Origin of the sequence: Buttiauxella sp. WJP83 (assembly GCF_027594725.1) — a bacterium.
GTDB lineage: Bacteria > Pseudomonadota > Gammaproteobacteria > Enterobacterales > Enterobacteriaceae > Buttiauxella > Buttiauxella selenatireducens.
In genome coordinates, this window is record NZ_CP110080.1 from 3,983,929 (window position 1) to 4,000,772 (window position 16,844).

Here is a 16,844-nt window from a genome sequence, read left to right on the forward strand (position 1 = left end):
GGTTCAACCCTCCAAAACAGACCAGTAGTAGTTGTAAAGGCCGTGCTTCCGAAAGGAATGCGCGGCTTATTTTCGTTCATGAACTGACATACTTCTGCTCTTTCATCGCGCTGTTATATCGCAAGACTGAAAGAAAGCGAGTACCAAACGGGGCCTATGGCTGGACGAATTCCACGTGTTTTCATCAATGACTTGCTGGCTCGCACCGACATCATCGATCTGATCGATGCGCGTGTTAAGCTAAAAAAGCAGGGCAAGAACTATCATGCGTGCTGTCCGTTCCATAACGAAAAAACCCCCTCTTTCACCGTAAACGGTGAAAAACAGTTTTACCATTGCTTCGGCTGTGGGGCACATGGCAACGCCATCGATTTTTTAATGAACTATGACAAGCTTGAATTTGTCGAAAGCGTTGAAGAACTGTCGGCAATGCACAATCTTGAAGTGCCTTACGAAGCAGGTAGCGGACCGAGCCAGATTGAACGTCATCAACGGCAAAGTCTGTATCAATTGATGGACGGCCTGAACGCCTTTTATCAGCAATCCTTGACTCAACAATCAGCAGAACCTGCTCGCCAGTATCTGGCACAGCGCGGTTTAAGTACTGAAGTTATTCAGCATTTCGCCATCGGCTATGCCCCTCCCGGCTGGGACAACGTGTTAAAGCGTTTTGGTGGCAATAGCGAAAACCGTCAGGCACTGACGGACGCAGGCATGCTGGTAACGAACGATCAGGGGCGCAGTTACGACCGCTTCCGCGAAAGGGTGATGTTCCCCATCCGCGACAAGCGTGGCCGGGTAATTGGTTTTGGTGGCCGTGTGCTGGGCGATGCCCTGCCAAAGTACCTGAACTCCCCGGAAACCGATATTTTCCATAAAGGCCGCCAGCTCTATGGCCTGTATGAAGCCCAACAGAGCCAGCCTGAACCCTCGCGTTTGCTGGTTGTGGAAGGCTACATGGATGTAGTGGCGTTGGCACAATACGGCATTTCATACGCCGTTGCCTCACTGGGCACCTCAACCACCGCTGACCACATCCAACTGTTGTTCCGGGTTACTGATACCGTTGTCTGTTGTTATGACGGGGATCGCGCAGGACGAGACGCCGCATGGCGCGCGCTGGAAACTGCACTACCTTATATGACAGACGGGCGCCAGTTACGCTTTATGTTCCTGCCTGACGGAGAAGACCCCGACACGCTGGTGCGTAAAGAAGGCAAAGAAGCATTTGAAGCGCGCATGGAACAAGCCCTGCCGCTTTCTACGTTTCTTTTTAACAGCCTGATGCCACAGGTCGATTTAAGTTCTCCTGATGGCCGTGCACGGTTGAGTACCCTTGCATTACCCCTGATTACTCAGGTACCTGGTGAAACTTTACGTATTTATCTGCGCCAAGAACTGGGTAACAAACTGGGCATTCTGGACGATAGCCAGCTTGAAAAGCTGATGCCTAAGCTTGCGGAAAACAGTACACCGCGCCCAGCTCCTCAGCTAAAACGCACAACCATGCGTATACTGATAGGACTACTGGTGCAAAATCCAGAGTTGGCACCGAGTGTGCCACCGCTTAACGGTCTGGAGCAGGCAAAGTTACCAGGGTTGAAACTCTTTATCGACCTGGTGAATACCTGTCTGGCGCAACCGGGTTTAACCACCGGGCAGCTTTTAGAGCTATATCGCGGCACAAATGAAGCCGCCACCCTTGAAAAACTCTCTTCATGGGACGATATAGCAGATAAGGACATTGCAGAAAAAACGTTCAACGATGCACTGGAACATATGTTTGATTCAGTACTGGAGTTGAGGTTTGAAGAATTGATGGCACGTTCCAGAACAACCGGGCTAACGCCTGCAGAACGTGAGGAAGTCCGTGTGATAACAGAATCACGCGCGAAAAAGTAAATATTCGCGGCTTAACTGCCGAACATTAGTCGGGTCAAACCCGAACGCCGCAAGGATGGGCAGCGGCAATAAAATAAGTCAGCCCTCGTTACGTTATTGTTGGCGGTTTCGCCGACCGACACCAACCCTAATACTGAAGTGTGGATACCGTCTTATGGAGCAAAACCCGCAGTCACAGCTTAAACTTCTTGTCCAACGTGGTAAGGAGCAAGGCTATCTGACCTATGCTGAGGTCAATGACCATCTGCCGGAAGATATCGTCGACTCCGATCAGATCGAAGACATCATCCAAATGATCAATGACATGGGCATTCAGGTGATGGAAGAAGCACCTGACGCCGATGACCTGTTGCTTGCTGAAAACTCAAACAACACAGACGAAGATGCGGAAGAAGCTGCCGCTCAAGTACTGTCCAGCGTAGAATCTGAAATCGGGCGTACAACTGACCCGGTTCGCATGTACATGCGTGAAATGGGTACCGTTGAGCTGTTAACCCGTGAGGGTGAAATCGATATCGCTAAGCGTATCGAAGACGGTATCAACCAGGTTCAGTGTTCCGTTGCCGAATATCCGGAAGCGATCACTTATCTGCTTGAACAGTACGACCGTGTTGAAGCAGAAGAAGCACGCCTGTCTGATTTGATCACAGGTTTTGTTGACCCGAACGCAGAAGAAGATCTTGCCCCAACCGCCACTCACATTGGTTCTGAGCTGACCAGCGAAGAAAACAGTGATGATGACGACGAGGAAGAAGATGAAGACGACGCGGACGATGACAACAGCATCGACCCAGAACTCGCTCGTGAGAAATTTGGCGAACTGCGCACGCAGTACGAAAGAACTCGCGATACGATCAAAGCGAAAGGCCGTGCACACGCAGATTCTGCTGCTGAAATTCAGCAACTGTCTGAAGTCTTCAAACAGTTCCGCCTGGTACCGAAGCAATTCGATTACCTGGTAAACAGCATGCGCGTCATGATGGACCGCGTTCGTACGCAAGAACGTCTCATCATGAGAATGTGTGTTGAACAGTGCAAAATGCCGAAGAAAAACTTCATCACACTGTTCACCGGCAACGAAACCAGCGAAACCTGGTTCAATGCCGCCATTGCAATGAACAAGCCATGGTCTGAAAAACTGCATGACGTCGCAGACGACGTGCATCGTAGCTTGCAGAAACTGCAACAAATTGAAGAAGAAACCGGCCTGACCATCGAGCAGGTTAAAGACATCAACCGTCGTATGTCCATCGGTGAAGCGAAAGCTCGTCGTGCGAAGAAAGAGATGGTTGAAGCAAACTTACGTCTGGTTATTTCTATCGCTAAGAAATATACCAACCGCGGTCTGCAGTTCCTGGATTTGATTCAGGAAGGTAACATCGGCCTGATGAAAGCCGTTGATAAGTTTGAATACCGCCGTGGTTATAAGTTCTCAACTTATGCAACCTGGTGGATCCGTCAGGCTATCACTCGCTCCATCGCTGACCAGGCGCGCACCATCCGTATTCCGGTGCATATGATTGAGACGATTAACAAACTCAACCGTATTTCGCGTCAGATGTTGCAAGAGATGGGCCGTGAGCCAACGCCAGAAGAATTGGCTGAACGTATGCTGATGCCGGAAGACAAAATCCGTAAAGTGCTGAAAATCGCTAAAGAACCAATCTCCATGGAAACGCCAATCGGCGACGATGAAGATTCGCATCTGGGTGATTTCATCGAGGATACCACCCTCGAGCTGCCGCTGGATTCTGCCACTTCCGAGAGCCTGCGTAATGCCACGCATGACGTGTTGGCTGGTCTGACTGCTCGTGAAGCAAAAGTTCTGCGTATGCGTTTTGGTATCGACATGAATACCGACCATACGCTGGAAGAAGTGGGTAAACAGTTCGACGTTACCCGCGAACGTATCCGTCAGATCGAAGCGAAGGCACTGCGCAAACTGCGCCACCCAAGCCGTTCTGAAGTTCTGCGTAGCTTCCTGGACGACTAAGTTTTATCAGCATCGACAAGAACCCCGGCTCGCCGGGGTTTTTTTTCATCTATTTCAATGCCAAAAACAGCTCGCGGTAACTCGCAACAAGTTGTTCCAGAGTGGCACGATTCAACCCGCTGGGATTGGGCAAAACCCACACTTCGGTTTCCCCCAACTTCATCTCCTGCCGTCCCCACGGTGGATTTCTCAGCCCAAACGCACTGCTGAACGCTTGTTTCCCTAGAATCGCTAACGCTCGCGGCTGATAACGCAAGACTTTCTCTTTTAGCACTTCCCCACCGTCCCGCAGCTCATCACGCATCAACTCACTGGCCGCTACGGTCGGACGTGCAACCAGAGCCGTAATACCGCAGCCATAGTCCTGTAATTGCTGCCACTGCTCTGGTGCCAACTGATGCTCGGTAAAACCAGCCTGATGGATCACCTTCCAGAAACGATTACTGGCGTTAGCAAAAGGATAACCTTTATGGGATGAGGACAAACCGGGATTGATACCACAAAACACCACCTGCAGGTTGGGTACTAAGAGTTCCATAAGCGTTGTCAGTCTAATAAAGTGATTAACCATGGTTATCGCAAAATCTACCTGCAATTACAACAAACTAGAACTGTGCATAAAAGCATCATATGGTTTTATGGCTGTAGACCTGCATCCCCTGATTACCGTATAATCCTGCGCCACGGCCCCTTAGCTCAGTGGTTAGAGCAGGCGACTCATAATCGCTTGGTCGCTGGTTCAAGTCCAGCAGGGGCCACCAAACATATCAAGGACCTGGATAAGAAATTATCCAGGTCCTTTTTGTTTTGCTTCAATCTGGATAACACACTGCTTATCGGGCTAAGCCGGGACTGCAGTGACTCATCAACGCTTCCATAAATACGCGAAGAACGGCCGGTTGTGTTGCCGTGCGTTTGGTGACTGAAGAGAACGGCCATTTAGAGCCAAATTGTTTCGGCACAATCTGGCGCATCTGACCGGAATCAACCCATTGGCGGGCGTAATGTAATGGAAGGAAACCGATGTACGCCCCGGTCAGGATCAGAATGGCCTGCGCCTCGATATTGTCTACGGTCGCCGCCGCACTTCCTGATTTGAGCAATTGCAGATCGCGTTGTTGCAGAAAGCCACGCGCCACGATTTGACTGTCACGGACCGCTGCGATCAGGTCATCGCCCTCTGCCTGGTTTTTGAATAGCGGATGGTAGCAACTGCAGAACAAACCATCTTCTTCATCGTATACCGGCTTGTAATCCAGGCCTGCCACCTCGAACGGAAAATGTCCTATGGCGACGTGCAACCGTCCATCCAGTACGCGTTCCTCCAACTCAGCAGGCGTACCAATATAGATATCTAACTGCACATCGTGTCCATGCGAGACGAACTGTCGCAAAGTGCGTGACAGTATGCTGCCGCTATCGGTAACGGTGTTGTCGATGACGCCCAGATAAAGCCTGCCAGAGATATGCCGCTTCAGTGATGAGGTATCCATACAAAATGTATCGACTGCCAATAATAACCGTTGTGCTGCCTCGTAAGTCGCCGCGCCATGTTCAGTAAGCCGAAAGCCACTTCGTCCGCGTTCACATAATTTGACCCCTAGCCGTGTTTCAAGGCTGGTCATCTGTTCACTGATCGTGGACTGACTGAGATTCAGGGCGGCCTGAGCGGCCGAAAAGCCCTTGCACTTCACAATTGTCATGAAAATTCTCAGCAGCTTCAGGTCAATATTGTGCAGTTGATTCACTTCTTTTTCCTCTTACGCTTTGCTTCGGAAATGGCGATATGAACATCTGATATTTTCTATTTTTATACTGCGAATTGTTGACCATAGTCATTGTTAAGGCAAATAAACCAGAGCCTGGCCTTGACCAGAAATCCACAGATGGGGAGTGAAAATGGGGAACAATAACTATGAGTCTGGACGATTAAACTTGCCGTTTGTCGGGCATTGTACGTTTGCAAAATCGCCGGTGTGCCTCAACTGGGAAGAGATTGATGCCGACGTGGCAATTCTGGGTGCCCCTAATGATATGGGAACCCAATGGCGTGCAGGTGCTCGCTTTGGACCACGCGGTATTCGCGAGGCATCGACGCTGTTTTCATTTGGTCATGCTGGGGCTTATGACCATGAAGATGATGCGCTCTACCTGACACAAGATCAGGTACGCATGGTCGATGTGGGCGATGCAGACATTGTGCATACCGATATGGTCAGTAGTAACGCCAACATCGAACTAGCAGTACGCAAAATTCTTGATTCCGGTGCCATGCCGGTGGTGTTGGGGGGCGACCATTCTATCCACGCGCCAGTCATCAAGGCGTATGCAGGACGAGGACCGATTCACATCGTTCACTTCGACGCCCACCTCGATTTTGTCGACGAGCGCCACGGTGTTCGCTACGGACACGGCAGCCCGCTACGACGTGCGTCAGAAATGGACCATATCGCTGGCATGACGCAGCTTGGTATCAGGAATGTCTCCTCATCCAACCGCAGCGACTATGACGCCGCCCGTGCAGCAGGTTCAAACATCTTGTCAGTACGTGACGTACGCCGGCTTGGCACCGAGGCTGTGCTGGCGCAGATACCTGAGGGCTGTAACTACTATCTCACCATCGATATAGACGGTTTCGACCCGTCTATCGCGCCAGGCACCGGCACGCCGAGCCACGGTGGTTTCCAGTACTACGAGGTACTGGAAATTATTCAGGCACTGGCCAAACGCAGTGGTGGAAACATTATCGGCATGGATTTGGTCGAAGTGGCCCCTGCGTACGATCCCACCGGTGTGACCTCTATTCTGGCCGCCCAATTGCTGATGAACAGCATTGGTTTCATTTTCTACGAGCGTAAGCAAGCCCTGTCTCGCTGAACATAACCCGGGTGGTTCCGCCACCCACATGACCCTACATCCAAAACCCGGAAGCCAAAATCCGGGTAATAAAAAAGAGAGAATGATCAAATGGATGCAACCGTAAGACACTATCTCAACCAATACGGTATTTCCGAGGCGACACAACGCTTCCTGGCTAAACCGCAGAAGATGTTTATCGGTGGCCAGTGGGTTGATGGAAGCACAGGGGAAGTAAGTGCCGTTATTGAGCCGTCCACACAAGGCACACTAACCTCTGTTCCCCTGGCGAGCACCGCCGATCTCGACCGCGCCGTGGCCGCCGCACGCCACCAGTTCGACCACGGTGAATGGCGTCGCCTGAAGCCGCTGGAACGCGAGCGCCTGATGCACCGCCTGGCTGACCTGATAGAAGCCAACGCTGATGAACTGGCTGAGATCGAATCTATTGATATGGGAAAATCGGTGTCACAGGCACGTGATGTCGATATTCAGGGCACCATCGACACCTTCCGCTATTTCGCAGGCTGGGCTTCTAAGCTGCATGGCCGCACCGTCGAGCCATCCCTGCCTGGCAATTATCTGGCGTATACCCGCAAAGAACCGATTGGTGTCGTTGCCGCGATTGTTCCGTGGAATTTCCCACTGCAAACCATGGCATGGAAACTGGCGGCCGCACTGGCGGTAGGTTGTACTGCGGTGATTAAACCTGCTGAGCTGACATCGTTATCGACGCTGCGTTTTGCTGAATTAGTCCAGGAAGCCGGTATTCCTGACGGCGTGGTCAATATCATTACCGGACACGGCAATGTGATTGGCGCGGCCATGGCCACCCATCCGGGGATCGACAAAGTCACCTTTACCGGCTCCACGCCTGTTGGCCGTAAAGTCGGGCATACAGCCGTTGAGAACATCAAGCGCGTCACCCTGGAACTGGGAGGCAAGTCCCCTGTACTGGTACTGGAAGATGCAGATATTCCTGCTGCAGCTCAGGCTGTCGCCAACGGTGTGTTCTTTAACTCCGGCCAGGTGTGTGATGCCGGTACCCGCGCCTATATTCACCGCAGTATCTATGATCGCTTCCTGACCGCACTTGCCGACTACACCTCGACGCTGAAAGTGGCTCCAGGGCTGGATCGGGAGTGCTTCATCAGTCCGCTGGTTTCGGCCAGACAGAAGGACTCTGTACTGTCCTACATTGATGCTGGCGTGCGCGAAGGTGCAAAACTTTACTATGGTGGCAAGCCTCATAAAGGAGAGGGTTTCTTCGTTGAGCCAACCATCTTTGCTCACTGTCGCAACGATATGCGGATTGTTCAGGAAGAGATCTTTGGCCCGGTGCTGGTAACCGCCCCGTTCGATACCGTCGAGGAAGCCGTTGAGCTCGCCAATGATTCTCCGTTTGGCCTGGCGGCCGCAATTTATTCGAACGACCTCGCCCGTGTACACACGCTGATTCCTCAGCTACGAGCAGGCTCAGTGTATGTCAACGCACACAGCACAATCGACCCGGCACTGCCGTTTGGTGGTTTCAAGGATTCTGGTTTTGGTAAAGATCTGGGTCCTGAGCAGCTCGACTACCTGATGGAAACAAAAACGGTGTGGATCACCCTACCTTCGTAATCCCACTCGCCTGTCACTTCCGAATCAACCCGCAGTTGTTCGGAAGTGACCAGACAACACGCAGCACACTGAACTAACGAGCCGGCCATCGCCTGGCTTAACGAATTCTTATTGCTTCACCCTTATTGCTCATGGGGTACATCATGCAAACAGAATCAACAGCAGTTAAAGGGAGCAGCAACGAGCAAAGCACCATCGAAGGACGCTCAATAGACTTTGTGCCAGAACATGAACGCACTGACAAACTCTCCAGTCAGGGGCCTTTCTGGTTCGTCGGCAACTTTACTTTTTTTACCATGACCATCGGCTTTGTCGGGCCGAGCGTCGGGCTTGATTCAATATGGACCACTGTTGCCGGTACGCTGGGCATCATGTTTGGCACGCTGTTTATGGCCTTCCATGGATCACAAGGACCGCATCTGGGGCTTCCGCAGATGATCCAGTCGCGCGCCCAGTTTGGCTATCGTGGCGTGGTGCTGGTATTGATCGCGACCCTGTTTGTGTTCGCTGGCTTTAATATCGTCAACCTGGTGTTGATGATGCAGGGGCTAAAAACGCTGTTCAGTTGGGATCCGATGCAAGTTGCGTTGGCCGTGACTTTGCCAGCCACGATCCTTGCCATTCTCGGCCACGACTGGATGCACAAAACCTTCAAATGGTCACTGTACCTGTCGCTGCCTTTATATGGTCTGGTCACTCTGGCGGTACTGATGGGCTGGGTTCAGGATGCTCCCGTGCTCGAAAGTGCTGTTCCGGAAACACCGTTAGGCTTCAACTTGACGGGATTTATTGCCCAGTTCGCCGCGGCAGCCAGTTACAACATTGCCTATGCACCGTATGTTTCTGATTATTCTCGCTATCTTCCGAAAAATACCTCGAGCGGCAAGCTGATCACGGCCGTATTTTTGGGTGCATCGCTGTCGGGTGCATGGATGATTTCGGTAGGAGGCTGGCTGGCGTCCCATCTGCACACAACAGATGTGCTGGTGGCCCTTAATGCGGTCGGTGCAGGTTTTTCTCCTCATCTGGGTACCGTGGTGGTGGCCATTACTATCCTGGCCTTCCTGCCCGTTATCGCGATGAACATTTACAGTGCCAAACTCACCGCGATTACCAGTATCGACTCTTTCAGGAAGGTAGAACCGACCGCCAAAGCCCGTATCGTGGCCATCATCTTCGTGGTGTGCTTACAGCTCGGTGTGGCGATGAGCATCTACAACTCAGGCTCTGGCCTGTCAGTGCTCAACATCTATCTGGTCGTGATGCTGTACTTCCTGGTGCCCTGGACTGCGGTCAATCTCACGGACTATTTCTTCGTGCGTAGAGGCCGTTACGCCATCCCACATTTCTTCTTACCACACGGCAACATTTACGGTCGCTGGGGCACCCGAGGGTTGCTCTCCTATCTGGTGGGTTTCATGGCGATGGTCCCGTTCTTCTGCATCTTTGATGGGAGTCGCGAGGTGTTTGTCGGCCCGCTAGCGCAGGCGATGGGCAGTGTGGATCTGGCCTGGCTGGTGGGACTTATCGTTTCAAGCATCGTCTACTACCTGTCATGTCGTTCGCTGAATCTTCATCACGAAGAAGCGGTTATCGCGCATATCGAAATCAATATGCCGGAATACACCACCGGGAATAAAAGGCGCGCCTGAGACGGTTGTCCAGAATAAAAATGGAGCAAGAATATTATGTCTACCAAACAATATGACTACATCATCGTGGGTGCCGGATCGGCAGGTTGTGTGCTGGCAAATCGTCTGACCGAAGACCCGAAGGTCAGCGTGCTGGTGGTCGAGTATGGCGGTAGTGATAAAAGCGTCATCATTCAGATGCCCAGCGCATTCTCGATACCGATGAACACCAAAAAGTACAACTGGCACTATGAAACCGAACCCGAACCACATCTGGATGGCCGCCGCCTGCACTGCCCGCGCGGCAAAGTGCTTGGCGGTTCATCGTCGATCAACGGTCTGGTTTACATTCGTGGCCATGCCTACGACTTCGATGAATGGGAGTCGTTAGGTGCCAAAAACTGGGGCTATCGCAACTGTCTGCCCTATTTCCGCAAAGCGGAAAACTTCAAGTTTGGCGGTGATGACTATCGTGGTTCAGAAGGCCCACTGAGCACCAACAACGGCAATAATATGCAAAACCCACTGTATGGTGCCTGGATTGAAGCCGGTGCACAGGCGGGCTACATCAAAACCGAAGATACCAACGGATACATGCAGGAAGGTTTTGGTGCGATGCATATGACGGTTAAGAATGGTGTGCGCTGGTCAACGGCGAATGCCTATTTACGGCCAGCAATGGAGCGCCCAAATCTGACCGTCGTCACTCATGCGATGACCCGTAAACTGGTGCTCGAAGGCAAGCGTGTAGTGGGCGTTGAGTATGAACAAAATGGGGAAGTACACACCGTACGCTGTACACGAGAGGTGTTGGTGTCTTCTGGCCCTATCGGCTCCCCTCACCTGTTGCAGCGTTCAGGCATCGGCCCTGCCGAAGTATTGCGTAAAGCCGGGATTGAGGTGAAACACGACTTGCCCGGTGTCGGTGAAAACTTGCAGGATCACTCCGAGATTTACATTCAATTCGAATGTAAGGAACCGGTGTCGCTCAATAGCAAAATGGGGCTGTTCTCTAAGGCGCTGATTGGCCTGCGCTGGTTGCTATTCAAAGATGGTTTGGGCGCGAGCAACCATTTTGAAGCCGGTGGATTTATCCGCTCAGGGAAAGGGTTGCGCTGGCCGGATATCCAGTTCCATTTTTTACCTGCGGCGATGCGCTATGACGGTGATAAACCGTTTAAAGGGCACGGTTTTATGGTGCTCACAGGCCCGAATAAGCCCAAAAGCCGGGGTTATGTGCGCGTGCGCTCAGCCGATCCGTATCAACATCCAGAAATCCGTTTTAACTATCTTGAGCGCGAAGAAGACCGCGAAGGCTTCCGCCGTTGTGTGCGCCTGACGCGTGAGATAATAGGCCAGCAAGCGATGGACAGCTTCCGTGGGGTGGAACTGGCCCCCGGCCCTAATGTGAAAACAGACGAAGAAATTGATGCGTTTGTGCGTGCCAACATGGAGAGCACGATGCATCCGTGTGGTTCTTGCAGGATGGGTGAAGACGACCTGTCGGTGGTCGATTCCGAGTTGCGTGTACATGGCCTGCAAGGTGTGCGAGTGATTGATTCATCGGTGTTTCCAACAGAGCCGAACGGCAACCTGAATGCACCGACGATCATGCTGGCAGAACGCGCGGCTGACCTGGTTCGTGGTCGAACGCTGCTGACGCCGTCCGATGCGCAGGTAGGTCTTGCCGATAACTGGGAAATTCAACAACGCACCAGCATCCCTCGTCGCGACGTTGCCGTCTAGTCTGCCTGTTTCGATAATGTTTGGGTTCCCGGTCTTGGTTCTGACCGAGGAACCCAAGGGTATTTCCCAACTTACCGCTTAACGAATGGCTGCCGGTGCAGCCCCATTGAGAGGGTTATCGGTTGGTTTGGTGATCCAGACTTTATCGTAGGCATAACCTGTCAGATCTTTGATCACCTGACGCGTTTCGGTATTACAGTCACACGCCTGTCCGCCCTGTTTCCGACGATCGATCTCTTTGATCAGGACTTCATGGGTGTGTTGAGTCAGTTTGAATTTGAACGTCATCCAGAAGCTGACCGCCAACAGAATCGCCGTCGCAAAGACCATCAGGCCAATAATGGCATCCAGGGCGCTTTCGGGCTGGCTTCCCATGCCTTTGACAAATCCGCTGAACTCCAGCACCACGCCAACGATCATGATGGCCAACGCGACTGTACTTTTGCGCATTAACACCATGACTCCGGCGAAAATGCCTTCCCTACGCTGACGCGTGACCATCTCATCAACATCGGGAATGAAGCTATAGATGTTCCACGGGATGTAGTACAGCCCGGCTCTCGCAAGTCCAAGAACCACAAAGACTGCGGAGAACACCACGGTAGGTACGTTGATGCCGCTCATATAGACGAAGAATAAGAAGGCCAGTACAGCAAAGATACAGCTATAGGAAATACGCAGTGCCCCTGATGGCGTCATATTGAATTTATTCATGAGCATCATAAAGCCGAAAGTACCCGGAATAGAGACAAAGGCGGCGATACTCAATAACCCGGATACCGTGGCCGTATCTTTACTCAACGCGTATACCACAAAGTAGGTGAATACTGAGTTAAAGACATCGAGGGCAGTAAACGAGAATATATAAATAGTAATATGCTGGCGAAATGCTTTTATTTTGAATGAAGACAGGAGATCGATAAGCAGATATTTAAGATGATTCATCAATCCTGATTTTCGGTTAGAATCAGTGGTGTGATGATATTCTTCCTCGACATCTTTTGCTTCCCATGTGCAGGCCCAGGTAATTAATACCGCGATAAAATAAATAACAGCAAAAATGCCCCCGGTGAGAGTATAAGTTAACGCGTTATCTTTACCTGTAAATTGCATGATGATACCAGGCACCGATACCGCGAGGAATCCACCTAACGCTGAGCACATCATACGCACGCCCGCCAGGCGAGTACGTTCATCGAAACGCTTGGTCATTTCCGCAGCCAGCGTCTCCCATGGCACCAGTACCATGGCTGATAACAGCTCAATGGACAGATAGGTGCCAAGGTAGTACCAGTAATTCATGTCGGCAACCCAGACCAATGAATACAGGAACATTAGCGGTGCACCAAGCAATAAGAAGAAACGGCGGCGACCGAATTTTCTGCCAAGCCAGGTATTACCGAAATTATCGGTGATATACCCCATAATCGGACTTAATACTGCGTCAATAACCCTGGCAATGGCAAAAATGGATCCTGCCTCCAGTACGGTCAGACCACAGTAGGTGGTGTAAAAAAAGAGTAACCAGGTGCCGATGACGGCAAATGCGCCGCCACCAAAAAGATCCGTTACGCCGTAGCCAATCGCCACGCCATAACCGACTCTACGTTCAGTTGGTATAGCCATATTTTTATTCTCGTACTTGTAGGGTTTATTGTCTTTTCCATCCAGAAATAATAATGACTCCGTTTAAACCCATGAAGGATTTAAACCGGCCATATTAATTATGACAAGTGGAATAGACTTTTATTTATGGCACACCGAAATGTGCCGTATTTAATTAAAATGGGACAGTGTTATTATTGGGTAAGAGTTATCCATTGTCGTAATTGTGATGATCGATAAATAGTCTCCACAAGCTTTAATGATTGAGCGGCATCATTTATACCGATATAGGGTGCATGGCCGCCGTCACGAATAGCGTCATAAAACTGACGAACGGCTTGAATATGCCCCATTCCCCAATAGCTTTTATTACTTCCATCAGAGGCTTCGTCACTCGTCACCAGCACCCGTTGACTGTCGGTAATACGCCAGAGCGAATTATCCTGCAATTGCCAGCGGCCATGTTCGCAATGGACCTCCAGTTGCAACGGAACATCGCGGGTGTGGTTATTACAGGCATAAAACAGGCCGCGAGCGCCATCGGTAAACTCGAAGGCCGCCATTGCGGTATCTTCGTTATCGATCGTTTTATCCAGCAGTGAACAATCCACTACCCCCTTCAGACGAGACACCCCGCCGCCCAACCATTGCAGCAGATCCAGTGTGTGAATCGCCTGATTGATCAACAAACTGCCACCTTCGGTTGCATACCGGCCACGCCATGCACTGTTGGTATAATACGACGGTGTACGGCACCAGGTGAGCTGAGCGCTAATACTGAGCACACGGCCAAGCGTGCCTACGTCAAGCAATTGACGCAACGCCAGGCTTGTGGGGTTGAGTCGGTTTTGATAACAGACCCCCACCCTCCCGATGGCCCGATTTTCCGCCTGCTTGATCTCTTCCACTTCGCTCATGTTCATAGCGACCGGTTTTTCGCAGAACACCTGTTTTCCTGCCGCTAACGCGGCAAGGATCATCGGTTTATGCAGGTAATGCGGTGTGCAGATATGGACGACATCAATCGCCTCATCGCACAGCATTTGCTGATAGTCCTGGTAAAAATCACAACCGTAAAGTGCAGCCAACGCAGTGCCTTTGTCGCAGTCAATATCCACGACAGCTCGCAATACGACGTTGGGAGTCTGCCGCAGGGCATCAACGTGGCAGATATGGATTGCGCCACAGCCGATAATGGCAGCGTTGAGTGTTCTCATCATGACCTCCGGATCAGCTGGCGTTCGCCATCATTTGCGCCTTAATGCACAATTCAGCAGCTTTGAAGGCCATCTCCTGACTCATGGCGTTCTCGGTGCGATTTAAGCAGTCTTTAATCAGCTCCCCGAAGTAAGGGAATCCAACTTGACCGGCCACTGGGTAACGATGCTCCCCGTCTTTATTCACCAGATAAACCACGTCCTGTTCGCCACGGGTTAAATCGATGTATTTACGAATTTCGATATACCCTTCAGTGCCCAGTAGCGTCAGACGCCCATCACCCCAGGTTGGCAGGCCATCAGGGGTGAACCAGTCGCAGCGGAAATACCCCGTCGCGCCATTTTCCCCAACCAACATAGCCTCGCCGAAATCTTCAAACTCTGGATGCTGCGGGTGATTCACGTTGCGGGCCAGGCTTGCGACAATACGTGCATCTTTGTTGCCGGTATAGAACAGGAACTGTTCAATCTGATGGCTGCCGATATCGCAAAGAATGCCGCCAAAATAGCGTCGCTGATAGAACCAGTCCGGTCGGCCTGTTCCTTCACGGTGCGGCCCGGTGCCCAGCGTCTGGATAACTTTGCCAATGGCCCCCTGCTCGACCAGTTGCCCGGCAAATACCGCACTCTCAACATGCAGACGTTCACTGTAATAAACTGCGAATTTACGCCCGGTTTTCGCCACCATCGCTTTCGCATCGTCCAGTTGCTCAAGAGTGGTGAGAGGGGCTTTATCCGTAAAATAATCCTTGCCCGCTTCCATCACCTTTAGCCCCAACTGGCAGCGCTCGGAAGGGATGCCCGCTCCGGCAATCAGGATCACTTGTGGATCGTTGAGCAAGGTTTCCAGAGACTCCGCCACCTGAACCTGAGGATACTGCTGTACGAATTTCTCTACCTTCGCCGGGTCCTTATCCCACACCCATTTCAGCGTAGCGCCAGCTTCAATCAATCCATTGCACATACCATAGATATGTCCGTGGTCGAGAGCGGCGGCGGCAAAAACAAATTCTCCCGGTTCAACAACCGGCTGAGGTTTGCCTGTCGGCGCGTAATTCATACCATCGTTTCTGTTCATTATTCAGTCTCTGTTTCCAGGTTTTTACCCAACGGGATCGCACCCACTTCACTGAAATTCTCAACGGAAGCGGATTTTTCGTAAAAGTGCGGGGCACGGGCCATCAGACCGCCTGTGCGGTAAAACTCGTCGGTGCTTTCAATTGGCAAAGACACCACCGAGCGGGTGATGGCTGACTTATAAATTGCAGTAATGAGCTCCAGTGAACGCTTGCCCTGTAGGCCATCCACCAGCGGAGGGGTTTGTTGTTCAATGGCGCTTAAGACGTTATCAATCTGGCCTGTGTGCAGCGTCCATTCCAGTTTCGGTGTACTACGAATCAGCGTTTCGAGGTGGGATTCGCAGTCGGTGTTGCGGGTTTCCTTCGGGAAGCCGTTATCCGCAGACTCGCTGGCAAACACTTCCCATGGAGCAGAGATCCGCGCCTTCTCACCCTGAATCACAATCTTCTGATCTTCACCGTGGTGGACTACCGAGGCCGTCAGTTGCGTCAGCGCGCCTGTAGGGTATTTAAAGATGGTGGCGCTGAGATCTTCGACTTCAGCGTTATCGTGAGCAATGTTGGTCATCATCGAAACGACTTCACTCGGGAAACCAAGCATCCACTGGATGGCATCGATATGATGCACCGCGTGATTCAACGTGCAACCGCCCCCCTCTTTTTCCCAGGTGCCGCGCCACCACAAGTCATAATAACTGTGGCCACGCCACCAGAATGAATCGACCTGAGCATGGCAAACTTTCCCGGCAAGACCTGAATCCACTGCCGCTTTTAGTCGCCAGAAGGCATCGGTAAAACGGTTCTGCGCAATGATAGACAGCATTTTACCGCTGGCCTGCTGGGCGGCGATCATCGCATCGCATTCTTCTAACGAGGCAGCCATCGGTTTTTCACATAACACATGCTTGCCAGCGTGCAACGCATTGATACTGATTTCAGCATGGACATAGGGCGGCGTGCAGACATCAACGATATCCACATCAGGCTCGTTTTCCAGCATCTGCTGGTGGCAGCTGTAGACGCGGGCTTCGTTCAGTCCATAGCGCTCTTTTTTCTCTTGTGCTTTCTCCGGATAAATATCGACCAGAGCAACAATCTGACAGCGCTGACCAAACGACAAATATCCCTGAATATGGTTGTGGGAGATATTCCCCGTTCCCACGATAGCAATACGTAACATGTTTTCTCCTTA

General features: G+C 51.6%; 12 protein-coding genes and 1 tRNA gene. 7 read left to right on the forward strand and 6 right to left on the reverse strand.

Features of this window, described 5'->3' with window-relative positions:
* The first annotated feature begins 156 nt into the window (after positions 1–156).
* Positions 157–1,902 carry a DNA primase gene (dnaG, locus tag OH773_RS18405; protein ID WP_270140760.1) on the forward strand — a complete coding sequence of 582 codons (1,746 nt, stop codon included), beginning with the start codon at positions 157–159 and terminating at the stop codon, positions 1,900–1,902.
* Between the two features lie 154 nt (positions 1,903–2,056).
* Positions 2,057–3,895 (forward strand): RNA polymerase sigma factor RpoD, encoded by a 1,839-nt coding sequence (gene rpoD / locus OH773_RS18410; RefSeq protein WP_270140762.1) that lies wholly within the window; start codon positions 2,057–2,059, stop codon positions 3,893–3,895.
* Positions 3,896–3,944: 49 nt separating this feature from the next.
* On the opposite strand, the gene mug is transcribed toward rpoD, so the two are convergent.
* Positions 3,945–4,433: a G/U mismatch-specific DNA glycosylase gene (mug, locus tag OH773_RS18415; RefSeq protein ID WP_270140764.1), complete on the reverse strand. Its 489-nt coding sequence runs from the start codon at positions 4,431–4,433 to the stop codon at positions 3,945–3,947.
* Positions 4,434–4,580: 147 nt separating this feature from the next.
* Between mug and OH773_RS18420 the strand changes: the two genes are divergently transcribed.
* Positions 4,581–4,656: transfer RNA gene (locus OH773_RS18420), tRNA-Ile, on the forward strand.
* 72 nt (positions 4,657–4,728) lie between these two features.
* Here OH773_RS18420 and OH773_RS18425 read toward each other — a convergent pair.
* A complete protein-coding gene (locus OH773_RS18425) occupies positions 4,729–5,643 on the reverse strand; it encodes a LysR family transcriptional regulator (protein WP_270140766.1) in 915 nt (304 codons plus the stop codon).
* A 151-nt stretch (positions 5,644–5,794) separates the two neighbouring features.
* Between OH773_RS18425 and speB the strand changes: the two genes are divergently transcribed.
* From speB to betA, 4 genes are all read left to right on the forward strand, one after another.
* Positions 5,795–6,772, forward strand: coding sequence for an agmatinase (speB, locus tag OH773_RS18430; RefSeq protein WP_270140768.1), 978 nt, complete (start codon positions 5,795–5,797; stop codon positions 6,770–6,772).
* Between the two features lie 90 nt (positions 6,773–6,862).
* Positions 6,863–8,374, forward strand: coding sequence for an aldehyde dehydrogenase family protein (locus tag OH773_RS18435; RefSeq protein WP_270140770.1), 1,512 nt, complete (start codon positions 6,863–6,865; stop codon positions 8,372–8,374).
* Between the two features lie 143 nt (positions 8,375–8,517).
* Positions 8,518–10,026, forward strand: a complete 1,509-nt coding sequence (locus tag OH773_RS18440) for a purine-cytosine permease family protein (RefSeq protein WP_270140772.1) — start codon at positions 8,518–8,520, stop codon at positions 10,024–10,026.
* Between the two features lie 36 nt (positions 10,027–10,062).
* Positions 10,063–11,751: a choline dehydrogenase gene (betA, locus tag OH773_RS18445; protein WP_270140774.1), complete on the forward strand. Its 1,689-nt coding sequence runs from the start codon at positions 10,063–10,065 to the stop codon at positions 11,749–11,751.
* A gap of 78 nt (positions 11,752–11,829) precedes the next feature.
* Here the strand turns inward: betA and OH773_RS18450 are convergent, their stop codons facing one another.
* From OH773_RS18450 to OH773_RS18465, 4 genes are all read right to left on the reverse strand, one after another.
* Positions 11,830–13,377 carry an MFS transporter gene (locus OH773_RS18450; RefSeq protein ID WP_270140776.1) on the reverse strand — a complete coding sequence of 516 codons (1,548 nt, stop codon included), beginning with the start codon at positions 13,375–13,377 and terminating at the stop codon, positions 11,830–11,832.
* Positions 13,378–13,550: 173 nt separating this feature from the next.
* Positions 13,551–14,573, reverse strand: a complete 1,023-nt coding sequence (locus tag OH773_RS18455) for a Gfo/Idh/MocA family protein (protein WP_270140779.1) — start codon at positions 14,571–14,573, stop codon at positions 13,551–13,553.
* Positions 14,574–14,586: 13 nt separating this feature from the next.
* Positions 14,587–15,651 carry a Gfo/Idh/MocA family protein gene (locus OH773_RS18460; protein ID WP_270140781.1) on the reverse strand — a complete coding sequence of 355 codons (1,065 nt, stop codon included), beginning with the start codon at positions 15,649–15,651 and terminating at the stop codon, positions 14,587–14,589.
* Positions 15,651–16,832 carry a Gfo/Idh/MocA family protein gene (locus tag OH773_RS18465; RefSeq protein ID WP_270140783.1) on the reverse strand — a complete coding sequence of 394 codons (1,182 nt, stop codon included), beginning with the start codon at positions 16,830–16,832 and terminating at the stop codon, positions 15,651–15,653. The genes OH773_RS18460 and OH773_RS18465 overlap by 1 nt, the downstream gene beginning before the upstream one ends.
* Positions 16,833–16,844 lie beyond the last annotated feature (12 nt).

Bases quoted from the DNA above. Each gene is read 5' to 3' on its own strand.
- betA (WP_270140774.1), top strand. From the start codon at position 10,063: ATGTCTACCAAACAATATGACTACATCATCGTGGGTGCCGGATCGGCA.
- OH773_RS18455 (WP_270140779.1), bottom strand. From the start codon at position 14,573: ATGAGAACACTCAACGCTGCCATTATCGGCTGTGGCGCAATCCATATC.
- OH773_RS18450 (WP_270140776.1), bottom strand. From the start codon at position 13,377: ATGGCTATACCAACTGAACGTAGAGTCGGTTATGGCGTGGCGATTGGC.
- OH773_RS18440 (WP_270140772.1), top strand. From the start codon at position 8,518: ATGCAAACAGAATCAACAGCAGTTAAAGGGAGCAGCAACGAGCAAAGC.
- mug (WP_270140764.1), bottom strand. From the start codon at position 4,433: ATGGAACTCTTAGTACCCAACCTGCAGGTGGTGTTTTGTGGTATCAAT.
- OH773_RS18460 (WP_270140781.1), bottom strand. From the start codon at position 15,651: ATGAACAGAAACGATGGTATGAATTACGCGCCGACAGGCAAACCTCAG.
- rpoD (WP_270140762.1), top strand. From the start codon at position 2,057: ATGGAGCAAAACCCGCAGTCACAGCTTAAACTTCTTGTCCAACGTGGT.
- OH773_RS18435 (WP_270140770.1), top strand. From the start codon at position 6,863: ATGGATGCAACCGTAAGACACTATCTCAACCAATACGGTATTTCCGAG.
- dnaG (WP_270140760.1), top strand. From the start codon at position 157: ATGGCTGGACGAATTCCACGTGTTTTCATCAATGACTTGCTGGCTCGC.
- speB (WP_270140768.1), top strand. From the start codon at position 5,795: ATGGGGAACAATAACTATGAGTCTGGACGATTAAACTTGCCGTTTGTC.
- OH773_RS18465 (WP_270140783.1), bottom strand. From the start codon at position 16,832: ATGTTACGTATTGCTATCGTGGGAACGGGGAATATCTCCCACAACCAT.